This window comes from Sphingobacterium sp. UBA6317, assembly GCF_002440385.1.
In the GTDB taxonomy this organism is placed as follows: Bacteria; Bacteroidota; Bacteroidia; order Sphingobacteriales; family Sphingobacteriaceae; genus Sphingobacterium; species Sphingobacterium multivorum.
Window position 1 is genome coordinate 672 of record NZ_DJTD01000035.1, and the last position, 23,248, is coordinate 23,919.

Genomic DNA, 23,248 nt, shown 5'->3' on the forward strand with positions numbered 1-23,248 from the left:
ACCTTCCCTAATGTTTTTGACTAGCACGCTTACAAAATCTTTGCTATAAGCTGAGCAAGGATAGCCTTGTCCAGAGGCTTGGTCATGACGCCATCAAATTGATGTAGCTGCCCTTCGGGAATTTGTACGGTTACTTGTGACTCGTCTGAAGTGAGGGCGATAACCTTGCTGTTCCATTCCTGTTTAAGATTACTGTCTTTGACAGTATTCAAAATGTCCCAACCGGTAGGGCCAAACATTTTGAGATCAGTAATGATAATGTCAGCGTTATTCTTTTCGAGGTATGCGATTGCAGTGGAGGAATCTTCGAAAATCTTTACATCATAGAAATGTAGTAATGCCTGTTTAACAAATAAGTTATTAATTGGGTTATCGTCAACAACAACAAAACGTAAGTTTTTTGAAAGTTTGTCTAAGCTCGTTATTTGTTTCATGTATTTAATTTCTTCGGTTAATGGAACGACTAATGTAAATATGGATTCCTTACCCTGTTGGCTTCTAACACTTAAGGTTACGTTTAGTTGCTCGGTCATAAGCTTAGATATATGTAAGCCCAATCCGAAACTATGCTTGGATTTTTGATCGGTCATATAATATTGTTCGAAAATATGTCCTTGATCTTTTGCAGAGATACCTTTTCCTGTATCCTTAACTACTATATGTAATTTGGAGCTCTGATCGCTGCTGATAAATGCTTTCACCTCGATCTGACCTTTATTTGTATATTTAATCGCATTGCTCAGCAGATTGGAAACAATCTGACGTACACGATATGTTCCGCTTTTGATTGAGATGTTGGGATCAATATCAATATAACTAATGAGCTTCGTAGAAAAGATTCGTCAATTGATTTTTAGAACTATATGCTTTATTTAAACGGGCTTCGGTCCTTTGGTACTCAATATATTGATAGGTAAATATCGAACCGATATAAACCAAGGAAAGAATCAGAAAAGCAATTAAAACTGTCCTGATAATAAATAATTTTTTACTGTTTTTCACGTTATTGTTCTTTCACCCCAAAAAGTTAACTATAGCCTATTTTGTTTTGTCTGGAAGTCAAATTTAATACTAAAAAATGATATCCTATTGGTGTGCCTGTAGTCAACGAGCTACTTTTTGAAAATCTTACACAATCGTTTGATTGAAAGTTGGAGTAGAAGGATCATTTTTTATTTTTTATTTTGCATAACGAAACCAATAAACGGTCTTTTTTTGTCTGTTTATTTAAAAATAAAAACTTAAATTTAATGAAAACACTCCTCTGTTCAGTACCGTTATCCCTTTTATTTGTGCAAGGGCTCCATGCGCAGTCTGGGATTGCTATTATCCCCAAGCCTCAGGAAATCAATATGGGAGCGGGCCAGTTTCTGTTAAATCCACAAACTACCTTAATTTTTAAGAACTGCGATGCGAAAGATGTGTCTTTGTTTGTTGAGCAGCTGAGAAAAGTAACGCATTATCCCCTGAACATAAAGAAACAGGCGAGCAATAGTATTGAATTTAGACTAGACTCTAAATTGACAACACCTAATGATGAAGGCTATCAGCTTGAGGTTTCCAATCGGGGAGTGGTCGTGACAGCAAAAAGCTCCCATGGGCTTTTCAATGCAACGCAATCACTGCGGCAACTTTTACCGACAGCTTTCGAGGGTAGTAACCCAACCAAAGAAATAAGCTGGAATATTCCGGCTGTGAAAATTAAAGATTATCCCCGCTATCATTGGCGCGGTTATATGAAAGATGTGAGCCGGACATTCTTCGATGTGAAAACCGTGAAAAAGTATTTGGATGTCATGGCATTATACAAAATGAATACGTTCCATTGGCATTTGACGGATGACCAGGGCTGGAGGATCGAAATAAAGAAATATCCCAAATTGACCATGGAAAATGCGACGGTATTTCATCGAACAGAAAAGCAACCTGCAGAACGCAGTGGATTTTATACACAGGAGCAGATCAAGGAAGTTGTTCAATATGCTCGAGAGCGTAATATTACGATTGTGCCCGAGATTGATGTTCCTGGACATTCATGGCCAACCATATTAGCCTATCCTGAACTTGGGGTAAACAAAAATTCCTACCCGAATCACATCTTTCCTTTTGTGTCATCTTGGGGATATTGGGGAAATCAATTTACCCCCAATACATTGGATCCGACAAAAGAGTTTACGTATGAATTCTTAAATAATGTGTTCACTGAAATCGCTGATCTCTTCCCAGGTAGTTATATTCATTTTGGAGGGGATGAGGTTCGTCACGATTTGTGGGAAAAAGAGGCTCACGTGCAGGATTTTATGAAGCAGCACCAGATTAAGGATGTCAAAGCCCTTCAGAGCTATTTCGTTCAACGCGTTTCTGATATCATTGTCCAGAAAGGGAAAAAACCGATCGGGTGGAATGATATTTTGGCCGATGCTGAAAACTTACCAAAGAGTACAGCGATTATGAGCTGGCTTGGTGAAGAAGCGATCAAGGAAGCGACCAAAGATGGGTTTAAAGCCGTGGCCACACCAGCATCGCATCTCTATTTTGATATTACACAGGCCGATCGGAATGATGGGACTATGACTGACCTGGCCTATCCGCAGATAAACTCGCTGAAAAGAGTGTATGAATTTGATCCTTCTGCAGGGCTTAGTCCGGCTGAGGATCAGCTTGTCCTCGGTGTTCAGGGAAATATGTGGACAGCGTTGGCCCAGGATATTAAAGACCTGAATGTGCAGAATTTTCCGCGATTGCTTGCGGTTGCTGAAATTGGATGGGCTGCTAAGTCAGCAAAAGATTATTCAGCGTTCAGCCATCGATTGGATGCCAATCTTCCAAGATTAGATTCCATGCGTATTGATTATTATCGTCCCGGGGGATATATTGCGGGATCATGGGGACCTAATGATATCAAGGAAACGTATAGTTTTCTAACTTTTGACGTGAGCAGGAAGATTTACGATAATGGACGAGCGCAAGCTGGATTTTTCTTTGTGGAGGGGAAGAATTTTCTGGAAATTGATGCCGTACAATTGCTACAGGACGGGCAGGTCATTGCAGAGGATGGACATCATGCGCTTGCGGATAAATTTAGGGGAACCAACAAGATCAAACCTTTTTACTACAATTTTACAGTGACGAATTATAATCCCCAATCGAAATACGAAATCAAAGCCCGCGTTAGAGGCGTTGGCGGTGTGGATTCAAAAGGAAATTTTACATTTAATTTGTCTCCTAATACAGCGTTTGATAAGATAGAAAGGAAATAAGAGAAGAGCTAGGGCTATCCAACCGTTGGAAAGCCCTAGCTCTTTATAAGGTATAGAAGCTTTATTTATTTGAGCTCAATCATCTTTTGATTAGCATGCTCTTCTTTTACTTCTTGAAGGATTGCAATTTCAATCGGTGCAATCAGACTTAAAATAATCAATGCAATGAAAGCTACAGGGAAAATAATTCCGATGATTACAGCCAATAACAAGGAGATATTTAAGTATTCTTGTCCATTCTTGGAGGAAACTTTTAAACGGGAGCTTTTGAAGGAATCAAAAAGATCTTGAAAAACTTTAGTAATTGTTTTACTGTTGATGCTGAATGTTGTTTTAGTTGCCATGATGTTTATTTTTTAATTTTTTTATTTCTTATTTGATGACTCAAAGATAGGAAGCAAATATGGCCCTGAAGAGGGGCATTAGGCCAATCTCGAGACAATCTCGGTAAACGACCCGCTTTTATCGGTTAATACTTTTTTACAGAAACAGTATATTGATCGTCCCGAATAGTTGTGTTGTTTGTCTTTGAATAAGTTGGATTATATAGAATCGTGGTAATTCCGGTAGAAGCTGTCTTGTTGCAAAATGGTCAATCATTAGCTCTTAAACGTTCCCACATTGGTTTGGATCTTGATAAGAATACATATTATGATATTGTTCTTCCGGCAACGTTTAGTGCAGATAAAGCTTTTGTTGTAAAAATGAAGTTTGGTAAGCCAAAAGGTCAGAGTGATCAACTCATGGATGAGAAAATGTAATTCGTGGCATTCGCGCGAAGTTTTTCGCGATCTCATCGGCATTTCAAATGTATATGAGCGCTACTCGAGACCATTGGGAGTGAACGAGAAAAAAACGGGACTTAAATCAGTGTTGATTTAGGTCCCGCTTTTCTTTTATAGAATTTCCAACAGTTCCTGTGGATGGTGGATAATATGCTGTGCACCGTGTTGTCTTAACTCGCTCTCTTCCCGAAAGCCCCAAGTAACACCAATAGCTGTTACCCCTGCATTATTGGCGGTATCCATATCCACGGATGAATCGCCTACATAAAAGCAATCTTGTTTGCTAACACCGAGTGTTTGGATACTGTCGAAGACAATATCGGGATCAGGCTTGGCGGGGCGACCTGTTCGATGCCCCAGGACGAGATCAAATGAAATATCGGGAAAGTATTCGGCCATCAAAGGTATCACCGCTTCATGGTATTTATTTGATGCTACCGAGATGAGATAGCCTAATGATTTCAGTTCTTGTAGTAGCGGTATGATCCCTGTGTAGGGTCGTGTATGCGATACAGGTTTTTGTTCATAATACACTTTAAAGGCACGGAGTAAAGTTGAGATGATATTTTCTGTCCGTGCTTCTTGCGGTAATGCGCGTTCGATAAGTTTTTGGACACCGTTGCCGACAAATTTCTTATAAGCAACAAGGGGATGGGTTGGATATCCATATTGTTCAAGAATAGCATTGCAGCTGTCCCCGAGGTCCTGTAATGTGTCTAGCAGTGTTCCGTCCAGATCAAATATAATAAGCTTCATCTGATAAATCTAGTGAAAATTGAGATAGGACCATAGTGGAATGATGAGATTAAAAGGAACCTAATTATTTCCAAATGGAGGTATTTATACTTCCTTTCTGCGTATCATTTAGATCAGGGAAAAAAGTGAATCCAGTTATTTTTTCCAGCTCGCTTACGGTTAACCTATAATTTTCGAACGTGCTTCCTGCGGGAGGGATGACATTGTCTATCTTATAACCAATGGTATAATATTCGTTTCCTTTTTTCATTGCCAGGGCTTTGAAATAGTATTTTGGTTTCGCAATATCTTTTCCGTCGTTGTCCTGCGCAAAATCGAGGCTGTTATCAGAGTTTGTCTTAGGTATTGCGCCAGTTACAACATACATCGTGTCACACTGTGCGGTCCAGGTTCTGACTTTCGTTTCCAGGTTTGCCCAAATCCCTTGGTTAAGGCGTGAAACCTGTGCTGTCATGTTGGTAAAATAAAATGTTGTTTTATTTTGAGCGATATTGAAATTCCTGTCAGCACTTGGCAACTGGTGCCCTCTGTCGTAGCCTGTTGGTTGAAATCCCTTAAATAGATTGGCTTGAAATGCTGTTGATACAGCAGGGTCGTAACCCCAGGCATCCGTACGGTTGCCTGAGCCTAAAATGCTGTTGTACAAGGGATATGCAACCCAATACGCCATTTTTAGCTTTTTATCATATAGCATTGCATAATTCCTACTATCGCTTGCGTCTGGCATAAAATGTTGTATAAATATCTCATCACTACTGAGATTACTCATTTTGGGTATTTCTAGATAAGCTTGTGAATCACCAATTTCTCCCGTCAGTTTTCCATTGTCAATGTTGATATTAAAACTATACTGGCTACCCGCTACTAAATTCTTTAACTGCTGATTATGGGGTGCTGTCCAGGTATAGGTTTCACCATTAGTGGCAATAAATTTAATCGCTTTTCCTGTGATATCTTCTCCGGGCAGTAGCACAAACTCTATGCGAGTGGTTTTATTGGCATTTACAGATACCTTTTTTTGCACATCCTTTTTCTCGGTAGAATTAACATCCAATTTTCCTGTTGTCAAATCGAATCCTCCTTGGATGCTTATCGCTGGCATTTTTACTATAATCTGATTGGTCTCCAATGCGGCTGTATTGGTAATGGATAGATTAATGTTGATTCTGCTCAACTGTCGTACAAAAATAAGGGGTATTGTGTTGTTGCTTTTATCGATATTTTTGGCATTGCTTGCATACATCAGGTCTAAAGCTGCAACATTGGACTGATCACTTACATTGATGGGGTATTGAAAGTCTACTAGTGATTTGTAAGGATAATAGGCGATAAAGTCTACTTTTTCATTGGGTAGAAAGACTGGGCTACTACTTTGAAAAAGCGAACCGTTAAACGTGAAGGGGTGATTTTGGATTTGGTTGATAAGCGACGTTGCTACCAAAGACTGGCCGGCTCTGTACATATAAACACCAATTTGATCATTTTTATCCCAAGAAGTCCCTGTCGTTTTTGTATTGATTTGGCCTACAATGGTGGAGGTAAATTGTACCGCTGCTCGATCAATTCTAGATTCGGTTTTCTGACAAGAGCTAAAAGTAAGCAATGCAATTATAAAGTAAGCTATCCAGAATATATTTTGATCCGGGATTGCTGTGTTCTTGTTCGTCATATGAATAGTTCGTATATATTGATAAAGTGACGGCAAAAATAGGCAAGTTGACTATACATTATAGCTATATTTTCAGTGCTACTGGTTGTAAGATTTGTATTCAATTGATCTTGAGATAGATATTTTAGGGACTATTCAGGTTTTTTAGCATCTCATTGGATGTATATTTAGCATTTTTAAACAGTTGTTAAGACAATAATATTGCTTTTGTCCTCGTGATGCGTCGGGCTAAGGATAGCAGTTTTAATTCCTTTGTGAAGGAGTAATAGCATTGCATTGTTTTGCATAATTTTTCCCTGAAATCAGGTAGTAAACTGCATTCTCGTTTTTAATAAATTTGTCAATAGGAAAAAAATAGCACAATGTTTGCTGTTCATGTCAAAACATATATTGATTCGACAAATTATTAATCGTTACAACGTTGTAATGGAAGAAGTACTTAAAGTGAAAGGAAAATTGAAAAGATTTTATACGATGATCTGTGCCGTTGTAATGGCGTTGACATTATCGAGCTGTTTTGATTTTGTTGAGCAGATCGACTTAAAAACGAATGGTTCTGGGCATATTGCAGCGACATTGAATTTAAGTAAAAGCAAGACCAAGGTAGCTTCTTTAATGAAGATGAAAAGTATCAAGGGCATACAGATCCCTTCTCAAGCCGATATGGAGAAAGAGATTCGATCTGCTGTTCAGCTGCTCAAGCAGACTAAAGGTATTTCTAATGTGCAGTACAGCACAGATTTTACCAATTATATCGTTAATATTTCATGTGACTTTAGTCAGATAGAATCGTTGAATGCCTTTTCAGATATATTGGCAAATCGATTTAAAACGAAGATATCGAATTCAAACCGCTATTATTATAACGCGCAAAGTAATGTGTTTGAACGCAAATTTGTGGCTTCTGCTGACTGGAAGACAAAATTCAATCAGTTGGGAAGCGATAATACGACCCAGTTTGCAGATGCATTCTACACGCAGATTATTCGTTTTGAAAAATCGATAGCATCTCAGGCAAACGGCCAGGGAAAGGTTGCCGGAAATAAGAAAGGGGTCTTGCTAAAGCTACCTTTTATGGATTTGGTATATGGTAAATCGAGTTTGGCAAATAAAATCACATTAACAAAATAACCTAATAACATTGGTGAAACCAGGGCCATATTTAGTTGCTGAAAGCGCTTCTATAGCGTAGGTTGGGTGTAGCTGAAAAATTATTTATAAAATGAAATCAAAATTTATACTGCTAGGATTAGCCTGTTTGTCTTTTGGGACAGGTGTAAAGGCACAGGACTTGATCAAACAGATCCCTGAAGATGCAGAAATGATTGCGGCCTTTAACGTAAAAGATATTGTACAGAAGGCTAATGCAAATAAGCTGAACGAGTTGCTTCAGAAAGCAGGTTTTTTTGAAAAATCAGGAATCTCAGCGAGCAATGATATTAAAAATTTAGGAGTAGACTTATCCCAGACGGCCTATTTTTATACCAGAAAGACCGATAGTATCAGTTTTACGGAATTTATATTTTCCTTGAACAACAGGGGGCAATTTGAGAATCTGCTTCATGAGGCGGGTGAACCCAAGGCATTTGCCAATGGTTATACGAGCATAGGCCTCAAGGCGGGGAGTATGTTAGTATACAACGATCTTATCGCTCGATTTGTTTCGGCAACGACAAATACCAGCTTTTTGGACAATGATTCGATTGCTAGTCGTTATGGAATCCAAAAGGTGGATTACGTTGGGCGTCCAGCTGATGACGAAGATGCTTGGGCAGATACAACTGTAGCCGCAATGGACTCTGCTGCCGTAGTCTGGGATGCGGATGAAAATCTAGCGGTGCCAGTATCCCCACCGGTTGCTATAGCTGCGGAACCTGATACGATAGTAGGTGCTACAGAAGTACTGCCACCAGTTGTTGATATTGCTGCGGCTGCGGCTGCGGATGCAGCGGCTGACGCGGCAGACATGCATGATCCCGGTTATTATGATTCGCTTTATACGGCCTATGAAGATCAAAATCGGAAAAACGATTCGATTCGTAACGGCTTACGTGATAAATGGTTATTGAATGAAGTTACCCGTTTGCTTTCAGGGAGTTATAAGTCTTTGTCAATTGCAGATCAGGAGAAGGTTTTAAAGAATCTCGGGCTTATTCGATTGTATGTTCCTCATGTAGAGGATCTGTACCGTGGTCTATTGCCTTATACCACCTCTCTTCCTTATTATTATATGGGAATTAAACTGGATAAGTTCAAGACGGGTTATCAAGACGGTCTATTGGATTTAGTGCAAGAGGGGAATGTGCTGAAATTAAAGGGATCTGTGGGTTTAGATAAGGCCCTTGCTGAGATGACCAAAAGAATGTATGCGCGAAAACCTAATTCGAAGTTCAGTAAATATTTAACGGATAAAACCTTAGGTTTTTTTAATGTGAATATTAATTCGGAGGCTTATCTGAGAGAAATGCCTGCCTATATGGCAAAATATTATAGCGGTTTATTGGGGCCTCAACAGGACCTTGTCGAATGGGGACTGATGGCTCTTGAAATAGCACTAGATGAAAAGGCCATTGCCCAGGTAATGCCAGGAGACCACCTCGTGGTTGTTAACGGTCTTCGTAAGTTCAAAAAAGATTATATCGATTACACCTACGACGATGATTACAATGCAATCGAAGTGAAAAAGACCAAGGAAGAAACACTTCCAGTATTTATTTGGATGTTCACATCAAAGGATCAACGTCTGATAAAAAAAGGCTTGGACATGGCTGTTTCAAAGCAAGTTGGGCAGGTCTATGATGGCATTTATGCGTTTTCAAAACAGAAAGCCAAGGATTTTCCAATGTATGTTCTCTTGAAAGAAGATTTGGTAATGGTTAGTAATGACTCATTGTCCCTAAATGATATCCGTCAGAAAAAGATGAATGCTCCCGGAAATAAAGACTTTGTAAAACTGATGAAGCAAAACAAGATGTCAGCAGCTATTGACCTACAAAAGCTACCGACAATGTTAAAGGAAATGGGGGTTACACCGGATAAACAATGGGAAACAACACTGGCACAGCTCAATCAATATGGCAGTACCGCAATTACTTCCAAAGGTGTGGTTGGTAACCGTGCTGAGGTTGAAATGTCGACAAGATTGCCGCAGACCAGTGATGGTGCGATCAGTTATTTACTCGATCAAATTTTGGCGGAATTAAATAAAATGTAGCGGCTCCCCAAAGTGGATTATTTATTTTGTTGTGATAAAAATGTGTTATGAAAGTATAAAAGGTATATGAAATTCTATAATTAGTTACGAAGTGTCGTTTTTAGTATACATCAAATTCTAAATTTGGTGTATATTTGTTCGTTTTATGCAATGTGCTTTCGGTTCAAAGAAAATATTGATAACCTTCTTTTTTGGTTTGTTTTTTGATAATTCTGAGGCGGTTTTGTAATCCAAGGAAAATTTGATCTTTATGAATTTATCATATATAAGAAGAAGGCTTCGCAAAGAAAATCCACGATGGGTTGTATTAATATTTGATTTGGGTATAGTTTTGTTTTGCTATATCTTCTCGAATTTTATTGTTAATAGCTTTAAGGGAAGTCTAGATATATTTGATATGATGTGGAAAGCACCTATCGTATTAATGATTTATCTCAGCTGTTTTGTCATAATGCAAACCTACAAAGGTATTGTAAGGCAAACAGGGCTAAGTGATGCCGTTAAGATATTTAAAACATCTTGGCTTGCTTTTATGATTTTGGCATTATTAAGTGCGATAGTTCGGGTTTTCTTCGGTGAAGATCAGAATATATTTGGTTTTCTTAGATTATCATATGGTGTACTTTTAATGCATACCTTTTTTACGATGGTTTCTTTGGTTGCCTCCAGAGTTTTTTATCGTACAATATATGAAAGTTTGTTTCTGAGGAATAGAAAAATGAAGCAAGTGTTAATTTTTGGCGCTTCAAGACCAGGTTTGGTTGCGTTCTCTTTACTGAAGGAAGATCAGAGGACAAAATATCAAGTTATCGCATTTGTTGAAGATAAGGCCTCGCGTGTGGGGAAGCGTATTGCGGGGTTGCCTATAATCGATATTTCTAGTTTAACAAAAGATTTTATTCGAGGGAATGATATCTCTGATGTTATTATAGCGGTTGAAAATGACGATCCCGAAAGATTGGCCAAAATAACAGATGCTTTTCAGCAATTGAAAGTTGAGTTGAAAATTATGCCTCCGGCCCATTTATTGTTAAATTCGGGTATCAAGAGAGAAATTAGGCCTCTTAAAGTAGAAGATTTATTAGGGAGGAAAAATATAAAATTGAACAATCCTGCAATAACAGCTGAGACTGAGAATAAAGTAATTCTGATAACGGGCGCTGCAGGATCTATCGGGGGGGAACTTTCTCGTCAAATTGCAAAACAAAGATTTAAAAAACTGGTTTTATTAGACCAGGCCGAATCTCCACTTTATGATTTGCAGCAATCATTAAACCTGAATAATTCTGATAAAATAAAGTGTGTTGTTGGCGATGTTAGGGATCTTGTATTCTTAGATCATTTATTTAATCAGTATAATTTTGATATCGTTTTTCACGCTGCTGCTTACAAACATGTTCCTCTAATGGAAGATAACCCTTACGAAGCTATTTGGACAAATGTTGTTGGTTCTAAGAATCTTGCAGACCTTTCCTTAAAGTATAATGTCAAAAAATTTGTTATGATATCTACTGATAAGGCGATAAATCCTACAAATGTGATGGGAGCAACGAAGAGAGCTGCTGAGATTTATGTCAGCAGTTGTTATGGTAAGGGTAATACATCGTTTGTTATTACACGTTTTGGAAATGTATTAGGCTCAAATGGTTCAGTTATTCCTTTGTTTGAGAAGCAAATGTCTGAAGGAGGTCCACTTACACTTACGCATCCTGATATTACACGTTATTTTATGACTATTCCGGAGGCTTGTCAATTAGTTCAGGAGGCTGCCGTTATGGGCCAAGGCGGGGAGATATTTGTTTTTGATATGGGTAGCTCTGTCAAAATTATGGATTTGGCTAAACGGATGATTCGTTTAAAAGGATATCGGTATCCTGAGGATATTGATATCAAAATAGTGGGACTTAGACCTGGTGAAAAAATCTTTGAAGAGCTGTTAGCAAATGGTGAAAATACCTTGGAAACTCATCATCCTAAAATTATGATTGCAAAAATTAATCATGAAAATCTAGCATTTAAATGTGAAAAATTGAAAGAACTTGTTACTATGACCTCATTGCAAAAAATGGACGCAATGTCCTTGGTAAAAGTTTTAAAAGAGATTGTTCCAGAATTTAAATCCCAAAATTCAGATTTTAGTGTATTGGATTTTGATAGTGATGGGGTTCAAGTAGCAACCTAATTGTAATCTTGAGATGATTATTCAATAAAAAAATGATATTTTTACCACGAATTATACAAATAATACTTTATTCATGCATACTTATTTTAAGTTTAAACATTATTTTCAATTATTATTGCTAACAAGCATAGTTTTAGGGCTAACATCATGTGGCTCTCGAAAAAGTATAATATACCTCCAATCCGACTCGACAAATATTGTTAATGATTACGAAAAATACATTCCACGTATACAACCTAATGATATTTTATCAATAACTGTTTCTGCTGCTGATTTGAAAGCTGCTATGCCATTTAATCAAGTTAGCCCCTATCAAATGAATAGTGCTACTAGTACCGATTTGGCAATGAAGCCAACTTACACCGTCGACCAAATGGGTATGATTGATTTCCCTGTAATAGGTAAGATTCGTTTGGAGGGTTTGACAAGAATGGAAGCGATGGATAAATTGCGGGGAGAATTAAAGAAATATATTGTTGATCCAGGGGTTAATATGTCATTCAATAATTTCAAAGTGACGGTGATTGGGGAGGTGGCTCGTCCGGGCTCATTTCCATTACAAAATGAGCGTATAACATTGCTTGAGGCCTTAGGTATGGCTGGAGATATGACGATGAAAGGGGTAAGAAATAACGTCTTGGTCATACGAGAGGTAAATGGACAAAAAACGGTTAATCGAGTGGATCTTTCTAAACAAGGTGCTTTAAATTCCCCTTTTTATTATTTAGCACAAAATGATGTTGTGTATGTTGAACCAAATAAATCTCAAATTCGAAATGCTAATTATGGTCAGAATACGAATGTGTTGATCTCAGTAGTTGGTTTGATTATCACTGTTATTTCTGTTATTGTACGTTAAAAATTTACAAATTTTATTATGCCTGATAATTTATCTCAATTGAGTTCTGATTCACAAGAAGACCAGCAAATAAATATAAAAGCCCTTTTTGAGCAATATTTTTACTATTGGAAATGGTTTGTTTTGTCTATTTCAATCGTATTATTTAGTGCATTTCTTTATCTTAAATTTGCAACTAAGCAATATAAAGTAGATGCTAAAATACTGCTGCCAAATGAAAATGAAGGTAAAGGTGAGTTGGCTGGCCTAGCGGATCTCGCATCTATCACTGGTAGTACTGGTAATACGGCTAAAGTAATGGATCAGATTGATGTTCTTAAATCTAGAAGATTGGCGGGAAAAGTTGTCGATACGCTGAATTTGAACATTTCTTATTCTGAAGGTAGATTTAAGAAAGAAATGTTAGCACAACAAGAATCCCCAATTCGCCTCTTTTTGGTAAATTCAAATATATCTTACCAAGATACAATAAAAGGACGATTTCGTGTTGATATACTCTCTCCCACAAAAGTAATTCTCGAAGATGAATTTGGAAAGAATACAAAAGAGATTCTTCTTGGAACAAAAGTTAAGTCAAGTTTAGGTGAGATTATTCTTTTGCCTCAAACTCCAATTATTCAGTCTTTTATTAATAAAAGTATAAACATTACAGTTCTTCCTAGGTTGAATGCATTAGAGAATCTAGTGAAGGATATAAATGTGACTCCTAATCAAGAAAAGCAATCCTATATTATTAATTTTTCAACTACTTCTGCCTCAGTCTTACAGGCTTCTAAAATTATTAATGAATTAATTAATCAATATAATATAGATCTTACTCAAGATAAAGATAAACTTACTAAGGCTACGTCTAAATTTATCAACGAGCGACTCGATAAAATTTCTGGGGATTTGTCTCATGTCGATAGTAAAGCTGAAAGTTTTAAAGAAGGGAATCGTCTAATTGATGTTGAATCTGAAGCGAAGCTTTTTCTTGAAAATGCTTCAGAATCAGATAAGAAAGTTGTAGAACAAAGAACTCAGCTTCAGTTGGTTGATTATATGAAGCAATATGTGCAATCCAACAATACCGAACTTTTGCCTACAAATATCGGCCTTCAGGATCTTTCAATTGAAAAGACAATTGCTGAGTATAATAAGATGGTATTAGAAAGAGATGATTTATTGAAGTCTTCTACTATTGATAATCCTGTCATTAAAAATATCAATGATAATATTAGGGTCTTGAATAACAATGTGATAAAGTCATTAAATAATTACCGAAACGTTACACAATTAGCCCTAAATTCTGCCCAAGCTAAGAAATCGGAGTTACAAGGTAAATTGAGTAATCTTCCTAAACAAGAACGTGGATTTAAAGATATTTCAAGAGAGCAGCAGATTGTCGAATCTCTTTATCTTTTTTTATTACAAAAAAGAGAAGAGAATGAGATCAAGGCCGCAGCAACACCGGACAATTTAAAGATTATTGATGAAGCCTTTGGCTCCAATATTCCAGTATCTCCTAAGAAAAGTATTGTGTTGTTAGGAGCTTTAATTGTTGGCGTGATCTTGCCATTTGGTATATTATATTTAAAGTTTTTATTGGATAACAAAATTCAGTCTAGGAAGGATATTGAAGATCTTATAAAAGCTCCTATATTGGGAGAGATTCCTAGAAGTGAGCATCCTATCATCCAGGAGAATGATCGTTCTTCATTAGCCGAGGCTTTTCGAATACTCCGTACAAATATGTCCTTCATGTTGGGACCTAATAAAAATGATTCGAAAGTTATTTTTATTACTTCAACAACGTCTGGAGAAGGGAAGTCGTTTGTGTCAACTAATCTAGCGAAAATTCTTGCCATGTCTGGGAAAAAGGTACTTCTGATCGGTGCAGATATCCGAAGTCCTAAAGTTTTGGATTATTTGGGACTTGCTCACCTTCAACACACCAATATAGGTATCACGCAGTATATGATTAATCCCGACATGGAACTTGATAATATCGTAATAAAGAAACCAGGGAATTACAATTTTGATATTATTTATTCGGGTTATGTCGCTCCAAATCCCGCGGAACTTTTAATGAACGGTCATTTTGACGACGTTATTGAGTACGGACGTAGAAATTATGACTATGTTTTGGTTGATACGGCTCCCGTGAGCTTAGTGACTGATACTGTATTAATTGCCCATAATGCCGACTTAACTATTTATGTGTCACGAGCAAATTATCTCGATAAAAGATTGTTACAAGTGCCTAAAGAGCTTTATCAACAAAGTAAATTGAAAAATATGGCTTTTGTAATTAATGATGTCGATTTTGCCAGAGGTTATGGCTATGGCTATGGCTACGGTTATGGTTATGGTGAGAGAGAAGATAAGAGTAGTAGAAGATTCGACTTTCTTCGAAATTTATTTAAATCTGCTAAAAAGTAGCTAGTTATCAGATATTATATCAATTATTAAAAGGCATCAATATTTAGTATTGGTGCTTTTTTGTTGGTACTCTTTTTGCTGTATTAATTTGGAGTTTTTTTGAAAAGCAGTTTCAAAGCATTTCTGCATAAACTGTAAATAAAAGGTTATAATGTAATATTTTGAGCTTTTACAAAAATTAGTTACAACTATTAATTTAGTTTTTTCTATAGAAAGGAATTGGTTTTTTAAATAAATTATGTTTAACTGTAGCGTTTTGTTTATGTTTTCCGTTATATTTGTAGTTTCTATTAAATTACTTTAAAATTATTTGATTATTATATGGGGATATTGTCAAAATTGTTTACGGGCAAGAAAAAGGATTCAAAGATAAAGGTTGTAGGAAAATTAGCCTTTCTAGAGGTCGATATGCATAACCATATTTTACCAGGAATTGATGATGGAAGTCAATCTGTTGATCAGTCGATAGAGTTAATTAAAGGCTTAAACAGAATGGGATTTGATAAATTTATCTGTACGCCGCATATAATAGAAGGTGTTCATCCTAACACTTTGAGTACAATTGAAAAATCAAAGGATTTGTTGGTCAAAGAATTGAAAAAGATACCAAATTCTCCAGAGATATTTCATGCTGCTGAACATATGGTAGATGATGGGATTGAGAAATTAATCGGTTCAAATGAGTTGTGTGTAATGCCGGGCGGTTATGTGCTTATTGAAATGTCATATCTTCAAGAGTCTAGAGCGTTATTTAAAACTATCCTTGATATTCAGAATTTGGGATATAAACCAATTTTAGCTCACCCGGAGCGTTATAACTATTATCATTATAATTTTAATATGTATAAGCAGATTAAGGATGCAGGATGTATGCTACAATTAAATTTGTTATCGATAAGTCGTTATTACGGTGTTGAAGTTAAATCTGCTGCATTAACCATGATCAAATCGGGTATGTATGATTTTGTCGGAACAGATACTCATCACCAACGCCATCTAGTTGCATTGGAAGAGGTCGTTGCAAAATATCCTGTTAGAGATTTACTTAAAACTTGTAATATAATTAACTCGTCGCTTCAAGATCACTTAACACTTGATAGTGTGAACGTTGCTGGTTAGTAGTTTTGAAGTTATTATTCCTAAAATAATTAGTCTAATTCGTCTTAATATATTTTGTTGTTAAGAAAAGTGGCGAATAGTGAGTCCTATTTCTGCTATCTTGTGTTTTGCCCGTATGGATATTTCGAAAATTTGGCTACTTTTGGTTTTAGCATTTTTCATATGAGAGGAAACAGAATTTTTATTCAAGACTGGATAGCACACCATACTTATCAAAAAACAAACGAAATAGATAGTTATTACTTACGCGTTGCAAATGAAATCAATGATAGTTTATCTACACTATGGTTTGAGGAGCAAGAGACAAATGATCTCATCCATACCGATGCTTTAAAGACATTGAGTATCTATCTAACGTGTTACTTAGAAGACGTTATTGCGAAAACAGGAATTTTTGCTGCTTTTAGAACGATCCATACAGAACTATACAATCAACTTTTGCCTTTTTATAATGATAATGACCTAACGGATTATTATGCTGAGGATATTAATAGTGAAGATATAGCTGTATTGACCTGGTTATTTTTCAGTGAACGTAATCCACATTTATTTATTGATCCCCGTGGTCGTTTGATCCAATTGGTTACAGATTTGGCCTATTCGATCTTGGAAGAACATTATGAAGTTGCTCCTGAAAATGAAAAGTTAAAACTAGAATATGTTTTGGACGAAGGGGCGAACTATTTTGAAGTCCGTAATTTTATTGAAAAGCTTGTTGCCACAAATTACCTGACAGCGGGTGAATATAACACCAATCTCAATCATTTGATGCAAGTTGCGGAGATAGGGCGATATCAACACGATCAGAATCAGTTACAACAGATGATCTATCGCGTTCGAGATAACCATTTCAATAATTACAGACTGCATCTGTTTGCATTGAAGGCATCTGAATTTGTAGCTGAGGTGGTTGGCAAAGAACATGCGCTATATGGTATTGTCAAAACTTTAGGTAATCGTATTAATAGTTTTTTTGAATATGTAAAAGCGGACGAGCTTTATGTGCATGTAAAACATATCGGTACAAAGACAGCATTTAAAATCTTTAAGGACTCTATACAGCAATTTGTTGAACCTACGGAAACCTTATCTTTCTATATGGAAATTGTGCCATGGAAAGATGCTTGGAATCTCTCTGGAATCATGACCGTTGTGAATACCGATGAGGTAAATTTTGATTTACCGGAGCAGTATGAGATGACTTATCGCATTGAGGCCTTGAATGGTAAGGATAAGAGTTTGAAGAAAACTGAAAAGCAGCTGAAAGATATGGGCAAATTGTTCCAGTCAGAACATAAGGCGGCTGTTGCGTTTATGGAAGGAAAAGAAGTGAAGGAGTTTGCAACAGATTTCTTTAAGAAGTATCAACAAAAATACCCGAGCAAAGAAGAATCTCCACTTCCAGAATCAAATTTGGATCTTACGGAAGATGCCCAAGTTACGGTATTCTTTAATCCAAAAACGGGTTTAGAAGTTTTTGGCGGTATAGCGGAATTTTTTCCATTAAAGAATAACAACTTTGTACAGAAAGATGATCAAAGTGAGGTACCTTATGCACGGTATTTTTTGAATCTTTTGGTTGAAGATTTCTTCCCAAGTGAGTTGCCGAAGTACTATGTTAATCTATTTAAGGCGGAGGTGGATAAGCAGTTCTTCTTTCCAGTGAACGATGCGGTGCTTGATTTCTTTCTCCGTTTCTATAAGCGAGGAACTTATTTTTTGGGACCATTTCCGTTGTTAAAATAACTTGTGTAGTCGACTAAAGAACTATAGGAATACATAAAAAGTTCCATTGTCTACCTGCAATGGAACTTTTTTATGTATTTAAGTCAGGCTATTCTTTGTTGTATAAGATTGCGCGGTCTTCTGGCTATTATTTTGTTGATCGAAAACCCCATGATACTAGTGTTAATTTAATATAAATTCATTATAATTAAATTGTTACCACTTATATTGCTTGAGCTTACATGCCACACATCCTACGTATTTCATGGGCATATTTTAAAAAATTCTCACTAAACTTGTATGATCAATTATATGTGATGAAGAATGCCTATTGAAAATAATAATGCCCTGGATTTTAAAACTTTCTTTTTGTTGTATAAGGACAAAGTGTATAAATATGCTTATTTACATCTGAAAGAAGAGCCAGCTGCCGCAGATTTAGTCCAGGAAACATTCTCCCGAATTTGGAAAAAATGGGCGGAATTAGACAGAAATAAAAATCCGCAGTCTTACCTCTATACGATTGCCCGAAACCTTGTATTTGACGAATTGCGGAAACAAAAGATCAGATTCCAATTTCAAGCTTCAGATATCGATCAGACCAAATTGGTAGACAATTCGAATGAGGAAGCTATTCGGTTTAAAGATTTGGAGCGAGTTTATCGTGAGGCCATTTCAAAACTCCCAAAAGCGCGACTCGATATTTTTCTTTTGAGTAAAGAAGAGTTTTTGGATAATCAGGAAATTGCAGATAGGCTTGGGATTTCCGTTAATACCGTCCGTGATCAATTGGTCAAAGGCAATAAGTTCGTTCGGCAATATATTATTGATCATTTTGAGATTTCAATAGCCCTATTGATTTTTTTAAATATTTTTTAGAGCCGCATCGTCTTTCGGTCATCTAGTTACGTATATGTATTTAAAGATGGGCATAGATGATGAATTCCAAAATAGCTGCTTTATATAAAAAATTCCTTAAGGGAGAACTTAGTCCCGAGGAAAACGCCATATTTCTTGATTTACTGACATCTTGTGACAGGGATGAACTTCCAGATGTGGAGGAAGTCGTTGCGTTGGACGATCGCGATTGTGAACTGAACAAAACAACTTCCGAGGATATCTTCTTTACGATTACAGGGACCTCGTTGACTCAGCCAGTAATACCTATTTGGAAAAGGCGTTGGTCTGTCATTTCTGCCGCCGCCTGTTTACTGTTGATCGGTCTCGCCTGCCTATTCCAATTTAAATTTAAGGAACAACATGGGACGACAGCTTCTGAAATTGTTTATTATTCCAATCCGACAAAATTTGTTAAGCGCCTTATATTGCCAGATGGTACACATGTTTCTCTTCGACAAGGGGCAGAGATTGAATTGTTGTCAGATTTCGATACAGACAGTTTACGTCGGATAAAGCTTTCTGGGGAAGCATTTTTTGAAGTCGCCAAAAATCCTGAGCAACCTTTTGTGATAGCCAGTTCGGGCGACTTTGATGTTCGTGTGCTGGGCACAGCCTTTAACTTAAACTGTTCGCAGGGGCACAGCCGTTTGGTATTAAATCATGGCCGCGTATGTGTATCTCGCGGGAAGGAATATTCCATTGTGAAACCTGGGCAGCAAGTTGCCTATGATGAGCGACAAAAGCAATTTGATGTATCCAAAGCAGATACGACCAGTGCAACAAATTGGAAGAGTGATCTTTTATCGTTTAATCAAGTTCCTCTTACCCAGATCGTCGCCGATCTCAATAACCTTTATCCGGATAGTAACCTCGAATTGATAGACTCTTTCCGGACGGAAAGTTATACAGGTTATCTACCAGCAAGTGATCTAGAAAAATCACTTACGATGCTTAATACCGCATTTAATCAAATAATTATCCATAAAAAGTAATTTATGAAAAGAACCAATTACTATTTAAAACTTATGGGGAGTGCTTTGCTCTTTCAGTCGCTTGCACTTCAGACCATGGCATCACAATTTTCTACCAGTGAAGGAATTGGGAAAATCCTCACACGAATGGAACAAAAATTTAATGTCAAATTTGGCTATGACGCTTCGATATCAAATCAAAAAGTCAATGACTTAGCTGATTTGAGTACATTGAAAAAGGAGCAGATTGTTCAATTTATTCAGACCATTTCGGACGGAAATCTGGAGGTCAAGAAAATTGATGAGAAGCTTTATGTGGTCTCGAAGAGAACCAATAATGATGTTAGAAGTAAGAATGATAAGCCGATTTCCGCTGTTTCCAACGAGATTAGGGGTAAGGTTGTCGATCAGGAAACAGGTCAGCCTATCGCTGGTGTCACAGTACGTGTGAAAGGGACTGCTGTTGCTGTTACTACGGATGGCAATGGTGTTTTCAAATTGCCAAATACCGCTGACGATGCGATCCTCCTGATTTCCTATATAGGGTATGAGAGTGTTGAAATTTTGTCGACACAAGCAGGGACTATTAAACTAGCCAAATCTTCCGAAGCATTGGAAGAGGTTGTTGTGACAGCGTTGGGTATAAAAAGAGAGCAAAGGGCTTTGGGCTATTCAACTCAAAGTGTGAAGGGAGAAGATTTGACGCGTGTGAAAGGAGTAGATGTCGGAACGACTTTGACCGGACGTATTTCCGGTGTACGTGTTATGAATAGTACAGAATTTAACAAAACACCACAAATCGAAGTACGTGGACTGACACCTATTTTGGTCATTGATGGCGTGGCTTACGAAAATATGGACCTAAGGGATGTCCCTGTTGACAATATCCAGGATATGACGGTCTTGAAAGGAGCTACCGCTACCGCCCTTTATGGAAGTAAGGGACAAGGAGGAGCAATCATGATCACGACCAAAAAAGGTCTAGCAGAGAAAGGAACAGAGATTACGGTGAATACCAATAATATGTTCTTTTCAGGCTATCTTGCGTTGCCTGAGGTACAGCATAGCTATTCTTCGGGAGAGTCCGGAAAATTTAACAATGATGATTATGTCTGGGGGGATAAATTGGATATTGGCCGAACTGCCGAACAATGGAATCCAATTAGCAAACAGTATGAAGTAAGTGAGCTTACGTCAAGGGGTAAGGACAATTTTAAAAACTTTTTGGAACCAGGGTTTATCACCAATAATACTGTCAGCTTTACTAATCAAGGGGACCATGGAAGCATAAGAACATCCATTAATCATATTTATAATAAAGGACAGTACCCCAATCAAAAGTTGAACCTGACAAATATTTCGGTGACAGGAACAACAAAGATCAGTGAGAAATTTGACTTAGAGACTAGGCTTGGGTATAACCGAAGTTCTTCCTCTAATAATTTTGGTTCCGGCTATAATGATCAAGGATACATCTATAATATCTTAGTGTGGACCGGCCCCGAATATAATTTGAAAGATTACAAAGACTATTGGCTAGTGAAAGACCAGTCTCAAAACTGGATGTATAAAGGGTGGTATGATAATCCGTACTTGATCGCGCACGAAAAAACTACTCCCGAATTGATCAATAAGGTGAATGCCGCTGTTACGTTGAATTATAAGGTTAACGATTGGGCGAAATTCATGGTGCGATCGGGTTATGATTATTATGGCAAGTCAAGAACACAGCAAAATCCGATCGGAATATATGGAACACGGGGCGGATTTGAAGATTTCGGTGGTTTTGATAGTAAAGGGAAGTATATGAAAGCCGATTATGATGGCTTTGCGACTACGAACGATGCGATTTTTACTGCCAAGAAAAATTTTGGCGACTGGGGAGTTGATGGATTATTAGGGGGGTCTATTTTCTACAGCAAGGATAATAATTTGATCGCGAATACAGTTAACGGTTTGTCAATTCCAGGATTTTATTCATTACGGAATTCAATCGATCCGGCGAAAGCGGTTGAGTCCCGTATTAAAGAAATGCGAAATGGGCTTTATGGACGTCTTTCTTTGTCTTGGCGAAATGCGATCTTTTTGGAAGCTACTGGACGTAATGATTGGGTTTCAACGTTAACAAAGGATCATCGTTCTTATTTTTATCCTTCAGTTTCGGGAAGTGTTGTTGTTACGGACCTGCTTCCATCAAAACCTCTTTGGTTGGATATGTTCAAGGTAAGGGGATCTTGGGCGATTACAAAATCCGTACTGAATCCATATGAGATAAATTCAACTTTTTCGGTAACAAGCAATGTTTGGAATGGCCTACCAACAGCCTCTTATCCAAATATTATCAAAGACTACTCGATTTCACCTACGCAACGCGATTTGACCGAGTTCGGGTTTGACTTCGCGGTATTGAATAATCGGTTGTACGGTAATTATACCCGCTACTATCGCTTATTACACAATCAGATTGTCAAAGCTAAGATTTCAAAAACTACCGGATTTGAGGAGCGTTTGATCAATACAAAGGAGGAGGAGATGACTAAAGGGCATGAAATCACATTGGGAGGTACACCGATTAAGCGTGAAAATTTCCAGTGGGATATTACGATGAACCTTTCTCAGAACATGCGCTATTTCCACAAGTTGGATCCTCAATATTCAAAAGATGCATTATATGTTAAGGAAGGATTGCGGGCCGATTATATCGAATATAAGGACTGGGAGCGTTCTCCGGATGGACAGATGATACTAAATAGTTCTGGGATGCCAATTTCAGCTCAGTATGCCAATCAATTAATAGGATATACTGCGCCAAAATGGTTTTGGGGTTTTTCAAATCAGTTTCGTTATAGAGACTTCTCATTTGGTTTTAGCCTAGATGGTCGAATTAAAGGGATGTCCTACTCAACAATGAATGGTCGTTTATGGCAGACAGGTTCTCATCCTGATTCAGATACACCATACCGTTATGAGGAAGTGGTTAATGGCAATAAAACCTTTATCGCTCCGGGTGTGAAAATTGTTTCCGGTAGTGTGACCTATGATAAATACGGTCAGATTACAGAGGATACGCGTGTATTTGCTCCAAATGATAAAGTGGTTTCATATGAGGGGTATTACAAACGAGCCTATTCAGGCCGATGGAATTATTGGGACGAAACATTCATTAAACTTCGTGAATTGTCGCTTAGTTACCGAATGCCCGATAAGATCGCTTCGAAGTTTAAAGCGAAACGTGCAAGTGTTGGCGTGACTGGGCAAAACTTATTGTTGTGGACGAAAGAGTTCCGTTTCTCAGATCCAGATGTGGGGTCTGAGGATTTAAGTTCACCATCGATGCGTTACATTGGTTTCAATATTAACCTTACTTTTTAAAAACTACAAAACAAA

The 23,248-nt window shown here is 37.4% G+C and carries 16 protein-coding genes; 12 read left to right on the top strand and 4 right to left on the bottom strand.

Features of this window, described 5'->3' with window-relative positions:
* Positions 1-29: 29 nt before the first annotated feature.
* On the bottom strand, positions 30-839 hold the full coding sequence (locus B3E92_RS10465) for a hybrid sensor histidine kinase/response regulator (RefSeq protein ID WP_313372308.1): 810 nt from the start codon (positions 837-839) through the stop codon (positions 30-32).
* Between the two features lie 411 nt (positions 840-1,250).
* Between B3E92_RS10465 and B3E92_RS10470 the strand changes: the two genes are divergently transcribed.
* Positions 1,251-3,260 (top strand): beta-N-acetylhexosaminidase, encoded by a 2,010-nt coding sequence (locus tag B3E92_RS10470; protein ID WP_286778555.1) that lies wholly within the window; start codon positions 1,251-1,253, stop codon positions 3,258-3,260.
* 65 nt (positions 3,261-3,325) lie between these two features.
* Here the strand turns inward: B3E92_RS10470 and B3E92_RS10475 are convergent, their stop codons facing one another.
* Positions 3,326-3,604 carry a DUF4342 domain-containing protein gene (locus B3E92_RS10475; protein ID WP_070561781.1) on the bottom strand — a complete coding sequence of 93 codons (279 nt, stop codon included), beginning with the start codon at positions 3,602-3,604 and terminating at the stop codon, positions 3,326-3,328.
* Between the two features lie 210 nt (positions 3,605-3,814).
* Here B3E92_RS10475 and B3E92_RS10480 point away from each other — a divergent pair, with 210 nt between their 5' ends.
* A complete protein-coding gene (locus tag B3E92_RS10480) occupies positions 3,815-4,021 on the top strand; it encodes a hypothetical protein (RefSeq protein WP_070561779.1) in 207 nt (68 codons plus the stop codon).
* 135 nt (positions 4,022-4,156) lie between these two features.
* Here B3E92_RS10480 and B3E92_RS10485 read toward each other — a convergent pair whose 3' ends face one another.
* A complete protein-coding gene (locus tag B3E92_RS10485; RefSeq protein WP_286778556.1) occupies positions 4,157-4,801 on the bottom strand; it encodes an HAD family hydrolase in 645 nt (214 codons plus the stop codon).
* Between the two features lie 64 nt (positions 4,802-4,865).
* Positions 4,866-6,470: a DNA/RNA non-specific endonuclease gene (locus tag B3E92_RS10490; RefSeq protein WP_286896658.1), complete on the bottom strand. Its 1,605-nt coding sequence runs from the start codon at positions 6,468-6,470 to the stop codon at positions 4,866-4,868.
* A 426-nt stretch (positions 6,471-6,896) separates the two neighbouring features.
* On the opposite strand from B3E92_RS10490, the gene B3E92_RS10495 reads away from it, so the two are divergent.
* The 10 genes from B3E92_RS10495 to B3E92_RS10540 all read left to right on the top strand — a co-directional run bounded on the left by B3E92_RS10495 (position 6,897) and on the right by B3E92_RS10540 (position 23,233).
* Positions 6,897-7,601 carry a hypothetical protein gene (locus B3E92_RS10495; protein ID WP_070561817.1) on the top strand — a complete coding sequence of 235 codons (705 nt, stop codon included), beginning with the start codon at positions 6,897-6,899 and terminating at the stop codon, positions 7,599-7,601.
* A gap of 91 nt (positions 7,602-7,692) precedes the next feature.
* A complete protein-coding gene (locus B3E92_RS10500) occupies positions 7,693-9,684 on the top strand; it encodes a DUF4836 family protein (RefSeq protein ID WP_115046885.1) in 1,992 nt (663 codons plus the stop codon).
* 250 nt (positions 9,685-9,934) lie between these two features.
* The gene (locus B3E92_RS10505) at positions 9,935-11,866 is read left to right on the top strand and encodes a polysaccharide biosynthesis protein (RefSeq protein ID WP_112374017.1); all 1,932 of its coding nucleotides are present in this window, start codon (positions 9,935-9,937) and stop codon (positions 11,864-11,866) included.
* 73 nt (positions 11,867-11,939) lie between these two features.
* Positions 11,940-12,725 (top strand): polysaccharide biosynthesis/export family protein, encoded by a 786-nt coding sequence (locus B3E92_RS10510; protein ID WP_112374016.1) that lies wholly within the window; start codon positions 11,940-11,942, stop codon positions 12,723-12,725.
* A gap of 18 nt (positions 12,726-12,743) precedes the next feature.
* The gene (locus B3E92_RS10515; RefSeq protein ID WP_112374015.1) at positions 12,744-15,146 is read left to right on the top strand and encodes a GumC family protein; all 2,403 of its coding nucleotides are present in this window, start codon (positions 12,744-12,746) and stop codon (positions 15,144-15,146) included.
* A 321-nt stretch (positions 15,147-15,467) separates the two neighbouring features.
* Complete coding sequence (locus B3E92_RS10520; RefSeq protein WP_112374014.1) at positions 15,468-16,265, top strand: tyrosine-protein phosphatase; 798 nt, start codon at positions 15,468-15,470, stop codon at positions 16,263-16,265.
* A 162-nt stretch (positions 16,266-16,427) separates the two neighbouring features.
* Positions 16,428-18,011 (top strand): DUF3843 family protein, encoded by a 1,584-nt coding sequence (locus B3E92_RS10525; RefSeq protein ID WP_201639788.1) that lies wholly within the window; start codon positions 16,428-16,430, stop codon positions 18,009-18,011.
* Positions 18,012-18,314: 303 nt separating this feature from the next.
* Entirely contained in the window at positions 18,315-18,869 is a 555-nt protein-coding gene (locus B3E92_RS10530; protein ID WP_286896660.1) for an RNA polymerase sigma factor, read from the top strand.
* Positions 18,870-18,925: 56 nt separating this feature from the next.
* Positions 18,926-19,882 carry a FecR family protein gene (locus tag B3E92_RS10535; protein WP_286896664.1) on the top strand — a complete coding sequence of 319 codons (957 nt, stop codon included), beginning with the start codon at positions 18,926-18,928 and terminating at the stop codon, positions 19,880-19,882.
* Positions 19,883-19,885: 3 nt separating this feature from the next.
* Positions 19,886-23,233: a SusC/RagA family TonB-linked outer membrane protein gene (locus B3E92_RS10540; protein WP_286896666.1), complete on the top strand. Its 3,348-nt coding sequence runs from the start codon at positions 19,886-19,888 to the stop codon at positions 23,231-23,233.
* Positions 23,234-23,248 lie beyond the last annotated feature (15 nt).